At 59.9% G+C, this 21,021-nt stretch carries 21 protein-coding genes and 1 pseudogene; 12 read left to right on the forward strand and 10 right to left on the reverse strand.

What is annotated here, in order from left to right:
* Positions 1–234: 234 nt before the first annotated feature.
* Positions 235–1,059, forward strand: coding sequence for a tRNA 2-thiocytidine(32) synthetase TtcA (gene ttcA / locus FQ185_RS10750; protein WP_149417412.1), 825 nt, complete (start codon positions 235–237; stop codon positions 1,057–1,059).
* A 131-nt stretch (positions 1,060–1,190) separates the two neighbouring features.
* A complete protein-coding gene (locus tag FQ185_RS10755) occupies positions 1,191–1,865 on the forward strand; it encodes a DNA-3-methyladenine glycosylase I (protein ID WP_149417413.1) in 675 nt (224 codons plus the stop codon).
* A 44-nt stretch (positions 1,866–1,909) separates the two neighbouring features.
* Here FQ185_RS10755 and FQ185_RS10760 read toward each other — a convergent pair whose 3' ends face one another.
* From FQ185_RS10760 to arsC, 3 genes are read right to left on the reverse strand one after another with little or no spacing between them, the layout of a single operon-like run.
* Positions 1,910–2,335: a DUF2069 domain-containing protein gene (locus tag FQ185_RS10760; protein WP_149417414.1), complete on the reverse strand. Its 426-nt coding sequence runs from the start codon at positions 2,333–2,335 to the stop codon at positions 1,910–1,912.
* A 1-nt stretch (position 2,336) separates the two neighbouring features.
* Positions 2,337–2,933, reverse strand: a complete 597-nt coding sequence (gene wrbA / locus FQ185_RS10765) for an NAD(P)H:quinone oxidoreductase (RefSeq protein ID WP_149417415.1) — start codon at positions 2,931–2,933, stop codon at positions 2,337–2,339.
* Positions 2,930–3,283 (reverse strand): arsenate reductase (glutaredoxin), encoded by a 354-nt coding sequence (gene arsC, locus FQ185_RS10770; protein ID WP_149417416.1) that lies wholly within the window; start codon positions 3,281–3,283, stop codon positions 2,930–2,932. The genes wrbA and arsC overlap by 4 nt, the downstream gene beginning before the upstream one ends.
* 114 nt (positions 3,284–3,397) lie before the next feature.
* Here arsC and FQ185_RS10775 point away from each other — a divergent pair, with 114 nt between their 5' ends.
* Entirely contained in the window at positions 3,398–3,865 is a 468-nt protein-coding gene (locus tag FQ185_RS10775) for a TlpA disulfide reductase family protein (protein ID WP_149417417.1), read from the forward strand.
* A gap of 40 nt (positions 3,866–3,905) precedes the next feature.
* On the opposite strand, the gene FQ185_RS10780 is transcribed toward FQ185_RS10775, so the two are convergent.
* Both FQ185_RS10780 and FQ185_RS10785 read right to left on the reverse strand, forming a co-directional pair.
* Positions 3,906–4,310, reverse strand: a complete 405-nt coding sequence (locus tag FQ185_RS10780) for an META domain-containing protein (RefSeq protein WP_149417418.1) — start codon at positions 4,308–4,310, stop codon at positions 3,906–3,908.
* A complete protein-coding gene (locus FQ185_RS10785; RefSeq protein WP_149417419.1) occupies positions 4,310–4,744 on the reverse strand; it encodes a hypothetical protein in 435 nt (144 codons plus the stop codon). Before FQ185_RS10785 ends, FQ185_RS10780 begins: the two co-directional genes overlap by 1 nt.
* Positions 4,745–4,878: 134 nt before the next feature.
* Between FQ185_RS10785 and FQ185_RS10790 the strand changes: the two genes are divergently transcribed.
* A complete protein-coding gene (locus FQ185_RS10790; RefSeq protein ID WP_149417420.1) occupies positions 4,879–5,274 on the forward strand; it encodes a hypothetical protein in 396 nt (131 codons plus the stop codon).
* Between the two features lie 4 nt (positions 5,275–5,278).
* Here the strand turns inward: FQ185_RS10790 and FQ185_RS10795 are convergent, their stop codons facing one another.
* A complete protein-coding gene (locus tag FQ185_RS10795) occupies positions 5,279–6,268 on the reverse strand; it encodes a 2-hydroxyacid dehydrogenase (RefSeq protein WP_149417421.1) in 990 nt (329 codons plus the stop codon).
* 21 nt (positions 6,269–6,289) lie between these two features.
* Positions 6,290–9,043: a response regulator gene (locus FQ185_RS10800; protein WP_149417422.1), complete on the reverse strand. Its 2,754-nt coding sequence runs from the start codon at positions 9,041–9,043 to the stop codon at positions 6,290–6,292.
* Between the two features lie 214 nt (positions 9,044–9,257).
* On the opposite strand from FQ185_RS10800, the gene FQ185_RS10805 reads away from it, so the two are divergent.
* The 8 genes and pseudogenes from FQ185_RS10805 to FQ185_RS10840 all read left to right on the forward strand — a co-directional run bounded on the left by FQ185_RS10805 (position 9,258) and on the right by FQ185_RS10840 (position 18,380).
* Entirely contained in the window at positions 9,258–9,980 is a 723-nt protein-coding gene (locus FQ185_RS10805; RefSeq protein ID WP_149417423.1) for a response regulator transcription factor, read from the forward strand.
* A complete protein-coding gene (locus FQ185_RS10810; protein ID WP_149417424.1) occupies positions 9,967–11,391 on the forward strand; it encodes a sensor histidine kinase in 1,425 nt (474 codons plus the stop codon). Before FQ185_RS10805 ends, FQ185_RS10810 begins: the two co-directional genes overlap by 14 nt.
* A gap of 53 nt (positions 11,392–11,444) precedes the next feature.
* Positions 11,445–12,141, forward strand: a pseudogene (locus FQ185_RS10815) (DUF1016 N-terminal domain-containing protein); the annotation flags it as partial.
* Positions 12,142–12,228: 87 nt separating this feature from the next.
* On the forward strand, positions 12,229–13,131 hold the full coding sequence (cysM, locus tag FQ185_RS10820; RefSeq protein ID WP_149417425.1) for a cysteine synthase CysM: 903 nt from the start codon (positions 12,229–12,231) through the stop codon (positions 13,129–13,131).
* On the forward strand, positions 13,131–14,483 hold the full coding sequence (gene rlmD, locus FQ185_RS10825; protein WP_149417426.1) for a 23S rRNA (uracil(1939)-C(5))-methyltransferase RlmD: 1,353 nt from the start codon (positions 13,131–13,133) through the stop codon (positions 14,481–14,483). The genes cysM and rlmD overlap by 1 nt, the downstream gene beginning before the upstream one ends.
* Before the next feature lie 124 nt (positions 14,484–14,607).
* The gene (gene relA, locus FQ185_RS10830) at positions 14,608–16,851 is read left to right on the forward strand and encodes a GTP diphosphokinase (RefSeq protein ID WP_149417427.1); all 2,244 of its coding nucleotides are present in this window, start codon (positions 14,608–14,610) and stop codon (positions 16,849–16,851) included.
* A 124-nt stretch (positions 16,852–16,975) separates the two neighbouring features.
* On the forward strand, positions 16,976–17,809 hold the full coding sequence (mazG, locus tag FQ185_RS10835; protein ID WP_149417428.1) for a nucleoside triphosphate pyrophosphohydrolase: 834 nt from the start codon (positions 16,976–16,978) through the stop codon (positions 17,807–17,809).
* 28 nt (positions 17,810–17,837) lie between these two features.
* Entirely contained in the window at positions 17,838–18,380 is a 543-nt protein-coding gene (locus tag FQ185_RS10840; RefSeq protein WP_149417429.1) for a DUF2058 domain-containing protein, read from the forward strand.
* A gap of 95 nt (positions 18,381–18,475) precedes the next feature.
* On the opposite strand, the gene FQ185_RS10845 is transcribed toward FQ185_RS10840, so the two are convergent.
* The 3 genes from FQ185_RS10845 to fabA form a co-directional block, all read right to left on the reverse strand.
* The gene (locus FQ185_RS10845; protein WP_149417430.1) at positions 18,476–18,664 is read right to left on the reverse strand and encodes a hypothetical protein; all 189 of its coding nucleotides are present in this window, start codon (positions 18,662–18,664) and stop codon (positions 18,476–18,478) included.
* A 406-nt stretch (positions 18,665–19,070) separates the two neighbouring features.
* On the reverse strand, positions 19,071–20,291 hold the full coding sequence (gene fabB, locus FQ185_RS10850) for a beta-ketoacyl-ACP synthase I (RefSeq protein WP_149417431.1): 1,221 nt from the start codon (positions 20,289–20,291) through the stop codon (positions 19,071–19,073).
* A gap of 11 nt (positions 20,292–20,302) precedes the next feature.
* Positions 20,303–20,818 carry a 3-hydroxyacyl-[acyl-carrier-protein] dehydratase FabA gene (gene fabA, locus FQ185_RS10855; protein WP_042560484.1) on the reverse strand — a complete coding sequence of 172 codons (516 nt, stop codon included), beginning with the start codon at positions 20,816–20,818 and terminating at the stop codon, positions 20,303–20,305.
* Positions 20,819–21,021 lie beyond the last annotated feature (203 nt).

Genomic DNA, 21,021 nt, shown 5'->3' on the forward strand with positions numbered 1-21,021 from the left:
GCAGTATAGAAAGGTCTTAACGGCGCAGGTTGCAGGGCTTTAGAGCAAATTGCGCTGTAAACACGCCTGTTAATCGCCGCAGGGTCTGTCGGAACGGTTTGAAGTACGCATCACAACAAAGGGTGCGTCGGCGCATAATTTCTTTCGCAAATCCGGCATACGTTGGGCTCTTCGCCGACGACGCCTTTTTGCGTAAAATGCCGGCCTTTCGTCACACCTCACGGATTTCGTGTCATGGGCACTCTTACGGTCAACCAGAACAAACTGCAAAAGCGCCTTCGCCGCCAGGCCGGTGAGGCTGTTGCCGATTTCAACATGATTGAAGACGGCGACAAGGTCATGGTCTGCCTGTCCGGTGGCAAGGACAGCTACACGCTGCTCGACGTGCTGATGCACTTTCAGAAGGTCGCCCCGATCAGGTTCGACATCGTGGCCGTAAACATGGACCAGAAGCAGCCGGGCTTCCCCGAGGACGTGCTACCGACCTACCTCAAAACGTTGGGCGTCGAGTACCACATCGTCGAGAAAGACACCTATTCGGTGGTCAAGGAGCTGATTCCGGAAGGCAAGACCACGTGCTCGCTGTGCTCGCGCCTGCGTCGCGGTACGCTCTACACCTTTGCCGACGAAATCGGCGCGACCAAAATGGCCCTCGGTCATCACCGCGACGATATCGTCGAGACGTTCTTCCTGAACATGTTCTTCAACAGCTCGCTCAAAGCCATGCCGCCCAAGTTGCGCGCCGACGATGGCCGCAACGTGGTGATCCGCCCGCTGGCCTACTGCAACGAAAAAGACATCCAGACCTACTCGGACTTCAAGCAATTCCCGATCATCCCGTGCAACCTCTGCGGCTCCCAGGAAAACCTGCAGCGTCAGGTGGTCAAGGAGATGCTGCAGGAGTGGGAACGCAAGACCCCGGGCCGCACCGAGAGTATTTTCCGCAGCTTGCAGAACGTGATCCCGTCGCAACTGGCAGACCGTAACCTGTTCGACTTCACCAACTTGCGTATCGATGAAACCGTCGCGTCGCGGTTCGTCAACGTAGTAAACCTCTAAACACAATCACTGTGGGAGCCAGCCTGCTGGCGATAGCGGTGGGTCAGACACATCATTGTTGACTGACCCGCCGCTATCGCCAGCAGGCTGGCTCCCACATGAATCTATTCACTTACTCATCAGGAGAGGGCATGCGCGATTACAAGTGGCTGCACGAATACTGTCTGAACCGCTTCGGTTCGGCGGCTGAACTGGAAGCCCATCTGCCCGTTCCCAAGACCCCGACGCAATTGCGCAAGATCAGCGACGATCGCTACCTCTCGACCATGGCGCTGCGGGTGTTTCGCGCGGGGCTCAAGCACAGCCTGGTGGACGCCAAATGGCCGTCTTTCGAAGAAGTGTTCTTCAAGTTCGACCCGGAAAAAGTCGTGCTGATGAGCGCCGAACACCTGGAGCGCCTGATGCAGGACGCGCGGATCATCCGCCACCTGGGCAAACTCAAGAGCGTGCCACGCAATGCGCAGTTTGTGCTGGACGTAGCGCTTGAAAAGGGCAGCTTCGGCGCGTTGATCGCCGATTGGCCGGTGACCGATATTGTCGGGCTGTGGACCTACCTGAAAAAACGCGGTCATCAATTGGGCGGGTTGTCGGCGCCGCGATTCTTGCGGATGGTCGGCAAGGACACTTTTGTGCCGAGCTACGACGTGGTGGCGGCGTTGAATGCGCAGAAGATCGTCGACAAGGTACCGACCAGCCTGCGGGACTTGGCGACGGTGCAGGGCGTGTTCAACCAGTGGCATGAAGAGAGTGGTGGGCGGCCGATGAGCCAGATTTCGATGATGTTGGCCTACACAGTGAATCATTGAGACCGAGTCGCCCTCATCGCGGGCAAGCCCGCGATGACGGACTGTCAGGCGACGGAAGTCTCGCCTTCACCCGCGAGTTTGCGATTCAACTGAAACCGCCACCGCACATACAGCAACGCCGAGCAGAACACCGCCAGACTCGCACCCATCTCCAGCAAACCAAACAGCTGCCGATTCGGGTCATACGCGGCCAATGCGCCCTTGATGAAATACAGGTTCACCACAAAACACATCCACGAATGCCCACGCGCGCTGCCGACGATCATCCCCGGCGCCAGCAACAACAGCGGCACCAGCTCGATCAGCAGAATCACCCACGGCCGCGCGCCATGCAGGTTGGCGACGACCAGGTAGTAAGCGCAGAGCAGCCCCACCAGGCCGAAAAAGCACAGCAGGCTGATGATGCGCATCGCCCGTACCCGAGGCTCCAGCCACTCGATGGAGGGCAGGATTTTTGGCTTCTTGGCCACGTTAGCTCTCCAGTTTCTGTGCAGTCTTGGCCAGGCGCAGACCCAGCGCGCGACACAGCGCCACTTCATGGGAGTCCAGTCCGCTTTTGCCATCGGCACCCGCGTGGTGGCTGGCGCCGTACGGGGTGCCGCCACCCTGGGTTTCCAGCAACGCCGACTCGCTGTACGGCAGGCCGGTGATCAACATGCCGTGGTGCAGCAATGGCAACATCATCGACAGCAACGTAGTTTCCTGACCGCCGTGCAGGCTCGCGGTAGAGGTAAAGACCCCGGCCGGTTTGCCCACTAGCGCACCGGTCAGCCACAGGTTGCTGGTGCCGTCGAGGAAATACTTGAGCGGTGCAGCCATGTTGCCGAAGCGGGTCGGGCTGCCCATGGCCAGGCCTGCGCAGTTTTTCAGGTCATCGAGGCTGGCGTACAGCGCGCCTTCGTCGGGGATGTCCGGGGACACGGCTTCGCATTCGCTAGAGATCGCCGGCACGGTGCGCAACCTGGCTTCAAGGCCGGCCTGCTCGACGCCTCGGGCAATCTGGCGGGCCATTTCATTGGTCGAGCCACTGCGGCTGTAATACAAAACCAGAATATACGGCGCACTCACGGCAGCAGCTCCAGTACTTTTTCCGGCGGACGACCGATGATGGCTTTGTTGCCGACTTCGAGAATCGGTCGCTCCATGAGTTTCGGATGAGCCGCGATGGCCGCGATCAATTGCGCCTCGCCGAGGCTGCTGTCGGCCAGGTTGAGGGTTTTGTACACGTCTTCGCCGGTGCGCAGCAGTTGCCGGGCACTGATGCCGAGTTTGCTCAGCAAACTCTGGATTTGCGCGGCGTCCAGCGGGGTTTCCAGGTAGCGGACCACGGTCGGGGTCAGGCCACGGGCTTCGAGCAGTTCGAGCGCACCGCGGGATTTCGAGCAGCGCGGGTTGTGATAAAGCGTCAGATCGGTCATGGGCGGGTCGCTTCTTGCGTAAAGTGGCGGCTATTCTAACTGTGCGGCGCGTAATCCAGAACCTTGGGAGGCAATGGGTCGCGGCAGTATTCTTTTTTCGACAAGGATCACGACATGACAAGACGACTGGCAGCGGCATTGGCGATCATCGGTACGTTAATGCTGGGGGGCTGTGGCAACGACTATGGCATCGACCAGAACGGCCATAAAGTCGCCGCCGAGCGTCTGGACAAACAATGGCTGGTGCTCAATTACTGGGCCGAATGGTGCGGCCCGTGCCGTACCGAGATCCCGGAATTGAATACCCTGGCCGATCAGCTTAAGGACAAGAACATTGGCGTGTTCGGGGTCAATTTCGACAACGTGCAGGGCGAAGAGCTGAAAAGCGTCAGTGAGAAACTGGGGATCAAGTTCACTGTACTGGCTGCGGACCCGGCGGATCTTTTTGAGTTACCGCGCAGCGAGGCGTTGCCCGTGACGTACATCATCGATAACAAGGGCAAGGTGCGGGAACAGTTGATGGGTGAGCAGACGGCGGCGGGGGTGATGGCCAAGCTTGAGGCGTTGCAGGCGGTTAACTGATCGTTCCCACGCGGGAGCGGGGGAACGATCAGCCAGGGGATCAACCCTCTTCAAGCCACCAGCGCAACGGCTTGCCTTCCGCCGGCCAGAAGCGCATCTGCTCGATCGGCGAAACGTCCCAACTCTGCACGTTTTCCAGTGCCCGAAGGAAGCGTTTTTCCTGTTCCATCAACGCCGGCGCACAGAGTTTGCGCGTGCTGCCGACCTTGCCGAAGCTCAGCTTGTGGCCTTCCAGGGAGTACGGCGCGAACCAATGGTTGCAGCCGCCATTGCCGTAGGCCCGGCCGTCGTCACCGAGGGTGACGGTCAGGTGGCTGTAGTCCATCAATGGACGTTCGCCGATCCATTCCAGAATGTAGCTGCGGTTTTGTTGCAGTTGTACCGGTTCAGCGGCGCAGCCCATCAGACTGGCGCCAACCATGGCGGCCAGAGCAAGGTGTTTCATCACGCGGGCTCCTGGCATTTCGGGCACAGGTGTTTCTCGCCTGCGGTGGTCCAGCCCAACTCGGCAATCCGCGCGGTGGCGGCAGGCTTTTCAGCCTTGTTGCCCAGCTTGGCGTCGACCGCGAACTCGAAGCTCAGCTCTTTGGCGCAGCTGTCACAGTTGACTTTCCAGGTGTGGATCGCCAGCTCACCGAACACCGGACCACTGGCCACCGCGACCCATTGGCCGGGCGGGTTGATCAAATGGCGAACCGTTTCGACGGTCAGTCGCATGGACAAGTCCTTGCTGCCCTTGAGGGTCACTACCAGCACGTCGTTAGTACGAATCGAGCCGCCGTTGCCGGTGACTTGATAACGCCCCGGCACAAGGGCGCGGCATTCGGTGAGGGTGTGTTGCGGGTTCATCAGGGTGTAGCGGAAATCGTGTTCGACCATGGGTCCTCCAAATATGCGCGATATGCTATCACGGGCCTGCGCGCAGCATGGCGCGGGCATATGACCTTCGATCTGGTTCAAATTACCTGCCCACTCATGGCACACTGCCGCTTTTGCATCTCTAAGGAACGGACATGGCGTTAATCGAATGTTATGAGTGCAAGCAAAGCATCAGTTCTACGGCGCCTGCTTGCATTCATTGCGGTGCACCTGCAGGGACGGTGCAAGTGGCCACTTCGAAGGCAACGCTTCAGGAGGCGCCTCTGTCTTTCGGGCGTTTGCCGATGGATGAGAACGTCGCCAGGGTGACCCCGGCCGCATTCGGACGCAGACGCAAAACCGAAGTCGAAGCCCAGATCCCGACACCGGCACCCGATAGGACGCGTCCGGTAGAACTCTGGCTTAAGTTTATGATTTTTTTGCTACCGCCGTTTTTTGTCTGGTTCCTGCTGCGTCGCGGACATTCCCTGGGCCAGCGCTTGACAGGCTTTGGCTGGCTGGCATTGATGATCATTTTGTCGAAGGCCTGAGACGTCAGCCCTCGACCCGATTCTGCGGCGTGCCGGCGGCCCAGGCAGCGATGTTCTGCAGGGTCGTCGTGGCAATCGCGCCCAGGGCTTCGCGGGTCAGAAAGGCCTGGTGCGCGGTGATGATTACGTTCGGAAAGGTCAGCAGCCGCGCCAGCACATCGTCCTGCAGTGGCAAGTCGGAACGATCCTCGAAGAACAGCTGCGCCTCTTCTTCATACACATCCAGCCCCAGATAACCCAGTCGGCCGTCCTTCAACGCGTCGATCAGCGCCGGCGTGTCCACCAGACCGCCGCGTCCGGTGTTGATCAACATGGCGCCGGGCTGCATGTGCGCCAGTGACTCACTATTGATCAGGTGTTTGCTTTGTTCGTTGAGCGGGCAGTGCAGGCTGATGATCTGCGACTCGGCCAGCAGTTCCGGCAAGCTCAGGTAGCGGGCGCCGAGGGCCTCGACCTGCGGGTTGGGGTAGGGGTCGTAAGCCAGCAACCGGCAGCCGAAACCATTCATGATTTTCGCGAAGGTTGCACCGATCTGCCCAGTGCCGATCACACCAACCGTCTTGCCCACCAAATCGAAACCCGTCAGCCCGTGCAGGCTGAAATCCCCTTCGCGCGTGCGATTGTAGGCGCGGTGCAAACGGCGGTTGAGCGCCAGGATCAGTGCCACCGCATGTTCGGCCACCGCATGAGGCGAATAGGCCGGGACCCGCACGATCATCAGCCCCAGATGTTTTGCAGCCGCCAGGTCGACATGGTTGTAACCTGCCGAGCGCAGGGCAATCAGGCGTGTGCCGCCCGCTGCCAGGCGTTCGAGCACCGGTGCGCTGAGGTCATCATTGATGAAAGCGCAGACCACCTCGTGATGCTCCGCCAGCGCCACTGTATCGAGGCTCAGTCGCGCCGATTGAAAGTGCAACTCGATGCCGGCCGGTAGCTCGGCCCCCAGGAAACTGTCGCGGTCGTAGGTCTGACTGCTGAAAAGAATCGTGCGCATGCGGTCCTCCTGGAAAGTGCATCAAGCGTTGATACGGGCATGGGCGGCCAGGCGATTGATGGCCCGGTCGAGCTCATCGAGCGCGCTGTAGGCTTTGGCGTCCTGTTGCTTGAGCAGGGTTTCGCTACGCTGGCAGGCGGCGCGCAGTTGCGGTACGCCGCAATAACGAGTCGCGCCGTGCAAGCGATGGACTCGCTCGATCAGGGCGTTGTGGTCGTTGGTTCCCCGGGCGATGCGAATGGCTTCACGGTCGGCTTCCAGTGACGCCAGCAGCATTGCCAGCATGTCCGCCGCCAGATCGGCCTTGCCGGCGGCCAGGCGCAAACCTTCTTCGTGATCGAGCACCTGCAACTCGTGGCCGCCGCCATGGCTGTCGCTGGAACGCTTCGGCCCATGATTACGCAGCGCCAGGCCGGTCCACTTCAACACCACCTGCGCCAGTTGCCGTTCGCTGATCGGCTTGGTCAGGTAATCGTCCATGCCACTTTGCAGCAGCGCACGTTTTTCGTTGGCCATCGCGTGGGCGGTGAGGGCAACGATCGGCAGTGGCGTGCAATGACGCTCGCTTTCCCACTGGCGGATTGCTTCGGTGCTCTGGCGTCCGTCCATGCCGGGCATCTGCACGTCCATCAACACCAGATCGAAGGTTTCGTTCTGTACGGCTTTGACCGCGGCGTAACCGCTCTCCACCGCGAGCACCTTGGCGCCCATGTCTTCGAGCAGGGTTTGCACCAGCAACAGGTTGGCCGGGTTGTCGTCAACGCAAAGGACCTTCGGCGCACGGCTGGACACCGGTTCTGCGGGGTCACTGCGTTGCTGGCGCGGGTTGACCAGATCGGACAACGCCCGTCGCAGCTTGCGGGTGCAAGCCGGTTTAGCCTGGAGCTGGCTGTGAGGGTTGGGCACCGAGAGATGGAACAGCGTCTGCTCGGTGGTTGGGCACAGCACCAGCACTTTGCAGCCCAAATGTTCAAGGTCCCAGATGTGCTGGTTGAGCCGCTCTGGCGGCATGTCGTTGCTGGTGATGCCGAGTACCGCCAGGTCGATCGCCTGATCGGTCTGATGGGCGCCGGTGACACCATTGGCCAGGCTTTCCAGCGTATTGAACGGGGTGACTACGAGGCCGCAGTCTTCCAGTTGATGCTGCAACGCCTGATGGGCCAGTTCATGGTTTTCCAGTACCGCGACCCGGCGCCCGAGCAGTGGCGGACCGGGGAGGTCTTCGGCGTCGTCGCGGGTCTTGGGCAGGCTCAGGCTGATCCAGAACTCCGAACCTTCGCCCGGCGTGCTGTCGACGCCGATCTCGCCACCCATCTGTTCGATCAGGCGTTTGGAAATCACCAGGCCAAGGCCGGTGCCCCCCGGCTGGCGCGACAGCGAGTTGTCGGCCTGACTGAAAGCCTGGAACAGCGCGCGCACGTCCTGGTTCGACAGGCCGATGCCGGTGTCTTGAATGCTGATGCGCAGTTGCACGCTGTCTTCATGCTCTTCTTCGAGCATGGCCCGGGCGACGATAGTGCCTTCGCGAGTGAACTTGATCGCGTTGCTGACCAGGTTGGTGAGGATCTGCTTGAGTCGCAGCGGGTCGCCCACCAGCGACAGCGGCGTGTCGCGATACACCAGGCTCACCAGCTCAAGCTGCTTGGCGTGGGCGGCGGGCGCGAGGATGGTCAGCGTGTCCTGCAGCAGGTCGCGCAAGTTGAACGGAATATTGTCGAGCACCAGTTTGCCGGCTTCTATTTTCGAGAAATCGAGGATCTCGTTGATGATCCCCAACAGGCTGTCGGCGGACTTTTCGATGGTGCCCAAATAGTCGAGTTGGCGCGGGGTCAGTTCGCTTTTTTGCAGCAGGTGCGTGAAGCCGAGAATGCCGTTGAGCGGCGTGCGGATTTCATGGCTCATGTTGGCCAGGAATTCGGATTTTATCCGACTCGCCTCAAGGGCTTCCTTGCGCGCCAGATCCAGTTCGATGTTCTGGATCTCGATGGTTTCCAGGTTTTGCCGCACGTCTTCGGTGGCCTGATCAACGCTGTGCTGCAACTCTTCCTGCGCGTTTTGCAGGGTGCCGGCCATGCGGTTGATGCCGGACGCCAGTTCATCCAGTTCCTGACTACCGAGAGGCGGCAGGCGGGTTTCCAGGTGGCCGTCCTTGAGTTGTGCCACGGCTTGCTTGATCTGGCTCAGCGGCCGATTGATGGTGCGGCCCATGCGCAATGCCAGCAGCGCCGCACCGGCCAGGCCTGCACCGATCAACAGCAGGCTGGCGAACAGGCTGCGGTAACCGCGCAGCAGCATGCCGTTGTGGGACAGTTCGAGTTCGACCCAACCCAACAGGCGCTCGGCTTCATCGGGAATCAGGTCACCGGCCAGATTGCGGTGCTTGCCGAACACCGGCAGCAGATAGCGAGTGGCATCGTTGCCGCTGCGGCGCAACATCTGCGAGCTGTTGCCGATCGGTGCCTGGTTGAGCATCGTCGGGCCGGCATGGGCCAGCAGGGTTCGGTCGGGGGCGAGGAAGGTCACCGCACGCACGTCCGGCTGTTCAAGGAACTGGGTGGCGATGCGTTCCAGCAGTTCGGTGTTCCGGTGACCCATGGCCGGGGCCACCAGGGGCGCCAGTTGTTCGGCGATCATCTCGCCACGCTGCATGAGTTGGGTTTGCAGGTCGGACTGCTGCATCCAGGTAAAATAGCCGCCCAGAACCAATGCCATCAGGCTGGTCGGCAACAGGGTCAGCAACAGCACGCGGCCTTTAATTCCCAGTTTCTTGAGCACGCATCTCTCCTGCATCCAGCTATTTAATGACCTGCACGTACGTCCGGCACGCGCCACCTGCGCAGTGTAGCGATTTGCATGCGGGCAATCTTCGTAAAATTGATGTCGTCATTCGTCGGCCGATGCCCTGCATTTGCGCTGCGGGCAAAGCTTGGGTTGCCCTTGGCGAAGCATTCTTGAATAATCGCCAACTGAGAATTATTTGCAGATACTCATGACTCCCATCTCTATTAACCACCCTCGAATCCTTTCCATCGAAGATGACGTCGTGCTGGGTGCTTATGTCCACGAGCACTTGGGCCGCAGCGGTTTTCAGGTGACCTGGTGCCAAAACGGTCAGGAAGGCCTGGCCATTGCCCGCGAGCAAGCTTTCGATGTGGTGCTGATGGACATTCTGCTGCCGGGGCTGGACGGGTTGAGCGTGTTGACCCAATTGCGGCACAGCCATTCGACTCCGGTGGTGCTGATGTCGGCGCTCGGTGCCGAGGCGGATCGCATCAGTGGTTTTCGCCTGGGCGCTGATGATTACCTGCCCAAACCGTTCAGCATGGTTGAGTTGGGGGTACGTATCGAAGCGATCCTGCGGCGCGTGGCCCTCGACCGTCGACCGGCACCGGCAGTGATAACCCCTTCGGCGGACAGCCTGCGCTTCGATGACCAGCACGGTGACGTCTTTTATGGTGAGCACGCTGGCGGCCTGACCCGCAGCGAGTATCGGCTGCTGGAGACGCTCAATCGCAATGATGATGAAGTGTTGAGCAAGGCCTTCCTTTATCAGCATGTGCTGCAGCGCGGTTATGCGGCCCATGACCGTAGCCTCGACATGCACATCAGCCAGATCCGCCGCAAGCTCAAGGCCATCGGCTACACCGAGCGGGAAGTGCGCACGGTGTGGGGCAAGGGCTATGTGTTGAGTGCTGTCGATGAAATGGTCTGACCTGCCGGGCAGGCATTCGCTGTTCTGGAAGCTGGCGTGTCTGTTGGTGGCGTTCTGTCTGCTGATGATCTGGTTGAGCTGGTCCTGGGGCCGCTATATGGAACAGCGAAACCAGTTTCTGTCGGATGACGCCCGAGGCACCCTGACACGCTACGCCGCCGAGGCCGAGCAGGCGTGGCGCCAGCGCCAGCGCGCTGGCGTCGATGCGTGGCTGCAAAACATGCAACAACGTGAAGCGGGCTGGGTTGGCGTCATTGGCGGTGATTTGCAGTCGTTGAGCAGTCAGCCGCTGACGGACAAGGAAATCGAACACCTGACCTTTCTGCGCGGCCTGGATTGGCCCATCCACAAGAAACACCTGCCGTGGTTGCGCGTGCCGTTTCCCGGCGACCCCTATGCCGGCAATCTGGTGATCGAACTGCCCCAGCGTTTCATGCCGGGGCAGTACCGGGTGTTCTGGCGCGTAATCACCAATGGCGTGATACCTGGTCTCTTCACCCTTTTGTTGTGCGTCGGTCTTTATCGATTACTGGTGGTGCCGTTGAACCATTTGCGCGAACAAGCCAACGCCTGGCGTGCCGACCAGTTGAACGTGCGTCTGTCGAGCCACACCACCAATCGTTCGGATGAGTTGGGCGAACTGGGTCGGGCCTTCGATCACATGTCGGAACGCCTGCAAAGCACCGTGGCCCTGCAACAACAATTGCTGCGCGACTTGTCCCACGAATTGCGCACACCGTTGAGTCGTCTGCGGGTGGCCAGTGAAAGTGAGCAGGACTTGGTGCAATTGCGCGAGCGCATTGGTCGCGAGGTCGATGGCATGCAGCGTCTGGTGGAAGACACTCTGCAACTGGCCTGGCTCGACACCGAGCGCACGCGGTTGCCCGACGAATCGATCCAGGTTCAGGCGTTGTGGGACATGCTCACGGAAAACGCCTGCTATGAAAGTGGCTGGCCCGCGAGTCAGTTGCACTGTGCGGTGGATTCTTCCTGTTGGGTGCGCGGTCATCTGAATACGCTGGCCCAGGCCCTGGAAAATATTGTGCGTAATGCGATTCGTCACTCCCCCAGCGGCGGCGTTGTCCGTCTTGGCGGACGGCGCGATGGCGACTTCTGGTATTTGTGGCTGGAGGATCAGGGCGGCGGGGTGGCTGAAGCCGATCTGGAGCGGATCTTCTCGCCGTTCATTCGGCTCGATGGTTCCCGACCGGGCAATGGCGGGTTCGGGTTGGGGTTGAGCATTGCCAGGAATGCGGTGCAGCGTCAGGGCGGGGAGCTTTGGGCAGAGAATAGCGGGACGGGGTTACGTCTGAATATGCGGTTGGTGGCTGATGATGACGGTGTCAGTGATGACGCCTTCGCGGGCAAGCCCGCTCCCACAGTGGATGTGTGCCGCCCACAAACCGTGTAGTCATTCCCGATCCTCTGTGGGAGATTCTATGTTGGCCGGCAACCCTCATTTTTCAGGCGGTCAACACCCGGCTGATCGAACTGTACTGGCAGGTCGGTGCGTACATCAGTCGCAAGCTGGAACGGGCCGAGTGGGGGGATTGCGTGGTCAGTCAACTGGCCGAGCATCTGGCTCAGACTCAACCAGGGTTGCGTGGCTTTACCCGGCCCAATCTGTTTCGTATGCGTCAGTTCTATGAGACTTACCGGGGCGACGAGAAAGTCTCGCCGCTGGTGAGACCATTATCCTGGACCCATAATCTGGTCATCTTCAGTCAGGGCAAACTCCCGGAAGAGCGGGAGTTTTACCTGCGTATGGCGGTTCAGGAGAAGTGGTCGAAGCGCGAACTTGAGCGCCAGTTCAAGGCTGCGCTGTTTGAACGCAGCGTTACCCAACCGGCCAGTGTCTCAACAGCGCTGAAACAATCTCACCCCTCGGCGCTTGAGATATTCCGCGATGCCTACATGCTCGAGTTTCTCGACCTGCCGGGCGGCCATGCCGAAATCGATCTGCATCAGGGTTTGCTGGGGCGACAGCAAGGATAACGAGGTGGTCGAGTACGCCCTTAACCGCAGTCTGTCGCCAGCGTTGATCGCTGAATACCAGGTCCAGCTACCGGACAAACAGTTGTTACAGGCCAAGTTGCATGAGTTCTATGCACTGAACATCGCTCAGTCAGAAGAGCACTGCTCCAGACGCTTATTCCCATAAACCATAAGCACCATACTTTGCGTGATATGGCCTGCCGAAGTTTGCCGGTATGATAGGCGCCCCCGCAGTCTGGATTGCGAATACGCCATGACCTTGCAGTACCCAACTATCGCCGATTGCGTCGGCAACACTCCGCTGGTTCGTTTGCAGCGCCTGCCAGGCGCCACCAGCAATACCCTTTTGCTCAAGCTCGAAGGGAATAACCCGGCGGGTTCGGTCAAGGACCGTCCGGCGCTGTCGATGATCACTCGCGCCGAACTGCGCGGGCAGATCCATGCCGGCGATACGCTGATCGAAGCGACCTCGGGTAACACCGGGATTGCCCTGGCCATGGCTGCCGCGATCAAGGGTTACAAGATGATCCTGATCATGCCCGACAGCTCCAGCGCCGAGCGCAAGGCGGCGATGACCGCCTATGGCGCCGAGCTGATTCTGGTCACTCAGGAAGAGGGCATGGAAGGCGCCCGCGACCTCGCCGACCGGATGCAGGCCGAAGGCCGTGGCAAGGTGCTGGATCAGTTCGCCAACGGCGACAACCCTGAGGCGCACTACACCACCACCGGCCCGGAAATCTGGCGTCAGACCGAGGGCACCATCACCCATTTCGTCAGTTCCATGGGCACCACCGGTACCATCATGGGCGTCTCGCGTTACTTGAAAGAGCAGAACGAGAGCGTGCAGATCATCGGCCTGCAACCGATGGAAGGCTCGGCGATTCCGGGTATCCGTCGCTGGCCCCAGGAATACCTGCCGAAGATTTATCAGGCTGATCGCGTGGACCGGATCATCGACATGGCGCAAAGCGAAGCCGAGGACGTGACCCGTCGTCTGGCCCGCGAAGAAGGCATCTTCTGCGGCGTATCGTCGGGCGGTGCCGTGGCCGGGATGCTGCGTCTGTCCAAAGAAGTTGAAAACGCGGTGATCGTCGCGATCATCTGCGACCGTGGCGACCGTTACTTGTCGACCGGCATTTTCGACGCGCCCAACTGATGGCAAAGCAAGAGAGAGGCCTGCGCTTCCAGCCCACCGGCGGCAGCAAGGCCCCGCAAATTCCGACCGGCAAAAAGCAGCGCCTGACCATCGAGCGTCTGGCAAATGACGGTCGCGGTATCGCGTTTTTCGAAGGCCGCACCTGGTTCGTCATCGGCGCATTGGCCGGTGAAGAAGTCGAGGCGCGTGTATTGGGCGCTCACGGCAAAGTGGTCGAGGCGCGTACCGAACGCGTCTTTCAGGCCAGCGAATTGCGCCGCCCGGCGCCGTGCCCGCATGCCGGCCGCTGTGGCGGTTGCAGCGTGCAGCACCTGCATCACACCGAACAACTTGCCCTGAAACAGCGCATGCTCGCCGAGCAACTGTCGAAGGTCGCCGGTGTCGAACCGCAGGAGTGGGCAGCGCCGTTGAGCGGTCCGGAATTCGGTTACCGACGTCGAGCCCGAGTGGCGGTGCGCTGGGACATGAAGGCGAAAAAGCTCGAAGTCGGCTTCCGCGCAGCGGGCAGTCAGGACATCGTTGCGATCAACGAATGCATGGTGCTGGTACAGCCCTTGCAACCGATCATGACCCGCTTGCCGGAGATGTTGCGTCGCTTGAGCAAACCTCAGGCGCTGGGGCATGTGGAATTGTTCAGCGGTTCGTCGTTGGCGGTATTGCTGCGGCACATGGCGCCGCTGTCCGACGCCGACATGACAATCCTCAAGGATTTTTGCGCCTTCCATGAAGCCCAGCTGTGGCTGCACGGCGACGGGGAACCGCAACCGGTCGAGACTGACCAGTCGTTGGGTTATCGACTTGAACAGTGGGATTTGGACCTGGCGTACCGACCGGGAGATTTCATCCAGGTCAACGCCTCGGTCAACGAAGCGATGATCGCTCAGGCGTTGGAGTGGCTGAAGCCGACGGCGGATGAACGCGTTCTCGATCTATTCTGTGGTTTGGGCAACTTTGCGTTGCCGCTGGCCAAGGCCGTTCGCGAAGTGGTGGCGGTGGAAGGTGTGCAGGCGATGGTCGAGCGGGCAGCCGCGAATGCTGCTAGCAACAATCTTCATAATGCGAAATTTTTTCAGGCCGATTTATCCCAGCCTTTGGCTGACGCCGAATGGGCCCGCGAAGGCTTTTGTGCGGTACTCTTGGACCCACCGCGTGATGGTGCTTATGAGGTTGTGCGCAAGCTCAAGGCTCTGGGTGCCGAACGGTTGGTGTATGTGTCGTGCAACCCTGCAACTCTGGCGCGCGACACAGTCGAATTGATCAAGCAGGGCTACCGGTTAAAACGTGCCGGGATTCTCGATATGTTTCCTCAGACGGCACATGTCGAGGCCATGGCGTTATTTGAAGCGAGCTAGGAAGGCTCGTCTGGTCCGACTGGCCCGCCCGTGCAGCCGCGCACCAGCCCTACGCGGGCTCACGGGCAACGCAAGGTCAGCGATTTTGACGCATTGAATCTGCGTCGTAGGGAAGGTAAGCAAGATGGTACAGGTGAGAGCACACCAGCCGATCAACACCGACGGCAGTATCAATCTCGAGGCTTGGCTCGATCACGCGGTCAGTGTCGATCCGGCGCTGGATCGCGAAGCCTTGAAGGAAGCGTGCGAGTTCGCTCGTGCGTCTGAGCAACAGGCCAATGCGGCGAAAAATCTATGGTCCGAAGGGACCTCGAGTTTCCGTACGGGCCTTGAGATCGCCGAGATTCTCGCCGACCTCAAACTCGATCAGGATTCGTTGGTCGCCGCGATCTTGTACCGCGGCGTGCGCGAAGGCCAGATTGAACTGCCGGCGGTCAGCCAGCGCTTCGGTCCGGTGGTCGCCAAGCTCATCGACGGCGTGCTGCGCATGGCGGCGATCAGCGCCAGCCTCAGCCCCCGTCAATCCCTGGTGCTGGGCACTCAGGGCCAGGTGGAAAACCTGCGCAAGATGCTGGTGGCCATGGTTGACGACGTGCGCGTCGCACTGATCAAACTGGCCGAGCGCACCTGTGCGATCCGTGCGGTGAAAACCGCCGATGACGAAAAACGCAACCGCGTCGCCCGGGAGGTCTTCGACATCTACGCGCCGCTGGCCCACCGTCTCGGTATTGGTCACATCAAGTGGGAGCTGGAGGACTTGTCCTTCCGCTATCTTGAGCCCGATCAGTACAAACAGATCGCCAAGTTGCTCCACGAGCGGCGTCTGGATCGCGAGCGCTTCATCAGCGACGTGATGGGCCAGTTGAAGAATGAGCTGACCGCCACCGGCGTCGATGCCGATATCAGTGGCCGGGCCAAACACATTTATTCGATCTGGCGCAAAATGCAGCGCAAGGGTCTGGAGTTCAGCCAGATCTACGACGTGCGCGCCGTTCGCGTGCTGGTGCCGGAAATGCGCGACTGCTACACCGCGCTCGGCATTGTCCATACCTTGTGGCGGCACATCCCGAAAGAATTCGACGACTACATAGCCAACCCCAAAGAGAACGGCTATCGCTCGCTGCACACCGCGGTAATCGGGCCTGAGGGCAAGGTGCTGGAAGTGCAGATCCGCACCCACGCGATGCACGAAGAAGCCGAACTGGGCGTGTGCGCGCACTGGCGCTATAAAGGCACCGACGTCAAATCCGGCTCCAACCATTATGAAGAGAAAATCTCCTGGCTGCGTCAGGTCCTCGAGTGGCATGAAGAGCTGGGCGACATTGGCGGCCTGGCAGAACAACTGCGGGTCGATATCGAACCGGACCGGGTCTACATCTTCACCCCGGACGGTCACGCCATCGACTTGCCGAAGGGTGCGACGCCGCTGGACTTCGCCTACCGCGTGCACACCGAAATCGGTCACAACTGCCGCGGCGCGAAGATCAACGGGCGGATCGTGCCGCTCAACTACAGCCTGCAGACCGGTGAACAGGTCGAGATCATCACCAGCAAGCACGGCACCCCGAGCCGCGACTGGCTGAACTCGAACCTGGGTTACGTCACCACCTCGCGAGCACGGGCGAAGATCGTTCACTGGTTCAAATTGCAGGCGCGCGATCAAAACGTCGCGGCCGGTAAAACCTTGCTTGAGCGTGAACTCACTCGCCTCGGTCTGCCCGCGGTAGATTTCGACAAGCTGGCCGAAAAGGCCAACATGAAAACCGCCGAGGACATGTTCGCCGCACTCGGTGCCGGTGATTTGCGCCTGGCGCAACTGGTGAACCTGGCGCAACAACTGGTCGAGCCGGAACGCGGCAATGAGCAGCTGGAACTGATCCCGCGCAAGGCCACCGGCTACAAACCGGGCAAGCGCGGCGATATCCAGATCCAGGGCGTCGGCAACCTGATGACCCAGATGGCCGGCTGCTGCCAGCCGTTGCCGGGGGATGCGATTGTCGGTTACATCACCCAGGGCCGTGGCGTAAGCATTCACCGTCAGGACTGCGCCTCGGTGCTGCAACTGGGCGGGCGCGAGCCGGAGCGGATCATCCAGGTCAGCTGGGGCCCGGTGCCGGTGCTTACCTATCCGGTGGACATCATCATCCGTGCCTACGACCGGTCCGGTCTGCTGCGTGACGTTTCGCAAGTGCTGCTCAACGAGCGGATCAATGTGCTGGCGGTCAACACCCGCTCGAACAAAGAGGACAACACCGCGTTGATGTCCCTGACCATCGAGATTCCGGGGCTGGATGCACTGGGGCGGTTGTTGGGTCGGATTTCCCAGTTGCCGAACATCATCGAAACCCGCCGTAACCGGACGCCATAAAGATGACCAATGTGGGAGCGAGCCTGCTCGCGATGGCGGTAATTCAGTCAACATCTGTGTTGTCTGCAAGTCCGCTATCGCGAGCAGGCTCGCTCCCACAGGTTTTTGTGATGAGACATGATTGATGTACAGCCTTGAAGACTTGCTGCACCTGATGAACTGCCTGCGAGACCCGAAGTACGGTTGCCCGTGGGACATCAAGCAAACCTACGAAACCATCGTCCCGCACACCCTGGAAGAAGCCTACGAAGTCGCTGACGCCATCGAGCGCGGCGACTTCGATCACTTGCAGGGCGAGTTGGGCGATTTGCTGTTCCAGGTGGTTTATTACAGCCAGCTGGCCCGGGAAGAAGGGCGCTTCGAATTCGCAGGTGTCATCGACAGCATCACCCGCAAGTTGATCCGCCGTCATCCGCACGTGTTCCCTGCCGGTGATCTTTACGCGCCGCTGGATGTTCCCCGGCTGAATGAAGAACAGGTCAAGCAGCGCTGGGAAGAGATCAAGGCCGAGGAGCGCGCCGAGAAATCATCCGCGCCGCAGCAGTTGTCCTTGCTCGACGACGTGCCCGCCGCTCTGCCGGCATTGTCCCGATCGGCGAAACTGCAGAAGCGCGCAGGGCAGGTCGGTTTCGACTGGCCGGACGCCTTGCCGGTGCTGGACAAGGTCCGTGAAGAACTTGATGAAGTACTCGAAGCCATGGCCGACAACGACTCGGCAGCGATTGCCGATGAAGTCGGCGACCTGCTGTTTTCCGTGGTCAATCTGGCGCGGCATCTGAAGGTCGATCCGGAAACCGCCTTGCGAGGCGCCAACAACAAATTCGAAAGACGCTTCCGTTTTATCGAACAGGCATTGCGCGACACCCACCGTCCCATAGAAGATTGCACCCTCGAAGAGTTGGACGCCCTGTGGGGCGAAGCCAAACGTCAGGAAAAGAATTTGCCCAGCTGCGGTTGAGCAGTTGCCTAAGTGAGAAATAAGCACCATGAGCATTTCCCTTCGCGACCAGTTGCTCAAAGCAGGGCTGGTCAACCAAAAGCAGGCCAAACAGGTCGGCAAAGAGAAGCAGAAGCAGCAACGCCTGGCCCACAAAGGTCAGATCGAACTTGATGACTCGCAGCAGCGCGCCGCCCAGGAAGCCATGGCCGAGAAGGTCAAGCGCGACCAGGCGCTGAACCGTCAGCAACAAGAGAAGGCTGAGGCGAAGGCCCGCGCCGCACAGGTCAAGCAATTGATCGAAGTCTCGCGCCTGCCGAAGCTGACCACCGAGGATTACTACAACTTCGTTGATGACAAGAAGGTCAAGCGCATTTCCGTCAACACGCTGATGCGCAACCAGCTCAGCAATGGATTCCTGGCGATCGTGCACCACGCCGGCGGCTACGAAGTGATCCCGCGTGAAGCGGCCCTGAAGATCCAGGAGCGCGACCCGCAGCGCATTGTGCAATTGAATGTGAAGACCGAAGAAGTCGCTGCCGAGGACGATCCGTACGCGGCCTATCAGATCCCTGACGATCTGATGTGGTAAGCCCATAGGGCTTTAACAACGACAAACCCCGCACATGGCGGGGTTTGTCGTTTTCAATGCTGTAATTGCTTACGCTTTGCGCCTGGGCTCCACGCCTAGGCGGAACGCAGTTCGCGTTGCTGCTCCAGTTTTTCCAGTTCGGCCTTGTAGCTGTGGGCATCGGTCTCGGAGTGGAATATCCCCACCAGCATGTCTTGTTGATGTACATCCCAGATACGGATACCGGCGGCGATGCCTTCGTGGGATTTATGTGAATCGTCGCGTTCAGTTACTTTTACAGTCATCTGCTAGCTCCAATCTCTGTTATCTGCAGCAAGGCGTGTGCAGGACTCTGTTATATGATTGGTTAGCTTGCTAAGTAAACGACTGAGTTCGGTAGCGAATTTTTGCGAAAACAGCAAAAGTCCTGCAGCCCGCCAAATACGCGGCATTCGGTCGCAGGCCGCTGAGTTTTATGACAAAAGCTTCATGTTCGCGACGACCAGAACCGCAGGCTACGCACGACTTGTAATTGGATGGACTCGCCCAGGCCGAGGCGTCAATGCGCCACGGTGGCAGTCTAAACAGCCATCGACAGCGAGGGCGAGTCCATTCAATTACAGGAGAGCGGCGGAGCGGTCATTTTCAAGGCACAAAAAAACGCCCCGAACCAATCGGGGCGTTTTTGTGTGCAGCGTAAAAGGGCGGGTATTACTTACCGGCCCAGCGCTTCAGTACCAAGGTAGCGTTAGTGCCACCGAAACCGAAGCTGTTGCTCATCACAGTGTTGATGGTGGCGTCTTCGCGAGTCTTGGTCAGGATCGGCATGTCAGCCACTTCCGGGTCCAGTTCGTCGATGTTGGCGGAACCCGCCATGAAGTTGCCTTCCATCATCAGCATGCAGTAGATCGCTTCGTGAACGCCGGCGGCGCCCAGGGAGTGACCCGACAGGCTCTTGGTGGAGCTGATGGCCGGCGCCTTGTCGCCGAACACTTCACGCACACCTTTCATTTCCGCGACGTCGCCGACCGGAGTCGATGTGCCGTGGGTGTTCAGGTAGTCGATCGGGGAATCAACGGTGGACATGGCCATCTGCATGCAGCGGATGGCGCCTTCGCCGCTTGGGGCGACCATGTCGTAGCCGTCGGAGGTCGCGCCGTAGCCAACGATTTCCGCGTAGATCTTCGCGCCGCGAGCCAGAGCGTGTTCCAGCTCTTCGACCACGACCATGCCGCCACCGCCGGCGATGACGAAACCGTCACGCTTGGCGTCGTAGGCACGGGAAGCTTTTTCCGGGGTTTCGTTGTACTGGCTGGACAGAGCGCCCATGGCGTCGAACAGGAACGATTGGCTCCAATGCTCTTCTTCACCGCCGCCGGCGAACACGATGTCCTGCTTGCCCATCTGGATCTGTTCCATGGCGGTACCGATGCAGTGAGCACTGGTGGCGCAGGCAGAAGCGATGGAGTAGTTCAGGCCTTTGATCTTGAACGGCGTGGCCAGGCAAGCGGAAACGGTGCTGCTCATGGTCCGCGTGACGCGGTATGGGCCGACGCGCTTGACGCCTTTCTCGCGCAGGATGTCCAGCGCTTCCATCTGGTTCAGCGTGGAGGCGCCACCGGAACCGGCGATCAGGCCGGTACGCGGGTTGGAGACTTGCTCATCGGTCAGACCGGAGTCTGCGATGGCGTCTTTCATGGCCAGGTAGGCGTAGGCCGCCGCGTGGCCGACGAAGCGAAAGATCTTGCGATCGATCAGCTCTTCGAGGGGAAGGTCAATGGAGCCGGAAACCTGGCTACGCAGACCCATTTCGGCATATTCCGGGTTGAACCGGATGCCAGGGCGGCTTGCACGCAGGTTAGCGGAGACGGTCTCTTTGTCATTGCCCAGGCACGAAACGATGCCCAGACCAGTGATAACGACGCGGCGCATGCGGATAACCCTTAGAAGTTTTCAGTGGATGTGAAAACGCCGACCCGAAGGCCTTCGGCGGTGTAGATCTCGCGGCCGTCGACGCTGACCGAACCATCGGCAATGGCCAGGTTCAGCTTGCCCTTCAGCACGCGCTTGATCTGAATGTTATAGGTCACTTTCTTGGCGGTCGGCAGGACTTGGCCGAAGAATTTCACTTCGCCCGAACCCAGCGCACGGCCGCGGCCCGGCAGACCTTGCCAGCCAAGGAAAAAGCCGACCAGTTGCCACATGGCGTCGAGGCCCAGGCAGCCTGGCATCACCGGATCACCTTCGAAGTGGCAGGCGAAAAACCACAGGTCCGGAGTGATATCCAGCTCGGCGACCAATTCACCTTTGCCATACTTGCCACCCTCTTCGCTGATATGGGTGATGCGATCGACCATCAGCATGTTCGGGGCGGGCAGTTGCGCGTTACCTGGGCCGAACAGCTCACCGCGACTGCAGCGCAGCAGGTCTTCCCGAGTAAAGGCGTTTTGTTTGGTCATGCGAGCTCCTCAATAGTCCCATGCGGCAGGTGGGGCAAATCTTCCCGGCCGATCGAAGCGTTCATGCCTCGAGTCAGCAGCCTACTCATAGACTATTGCGTTGTGGTGAAAGTCACAGCACCAAGGACATGAATGTACACTTGTGCACTGAAATTATTATTCAAGCCCCTTTTCGGGCCTGTTCGGGTGCCTAAGACTGCCGC

Origin of the sequence: Pseudomonas sp. ANT_H12B, assembly GCF_008369325.1 — a bacterium.
Lineage (GTDB): Bacteria > Pseudomonadota > Gammaproteobacteria > Pseudomonadales > Pseudomonadaceae > Aquipseudomonas.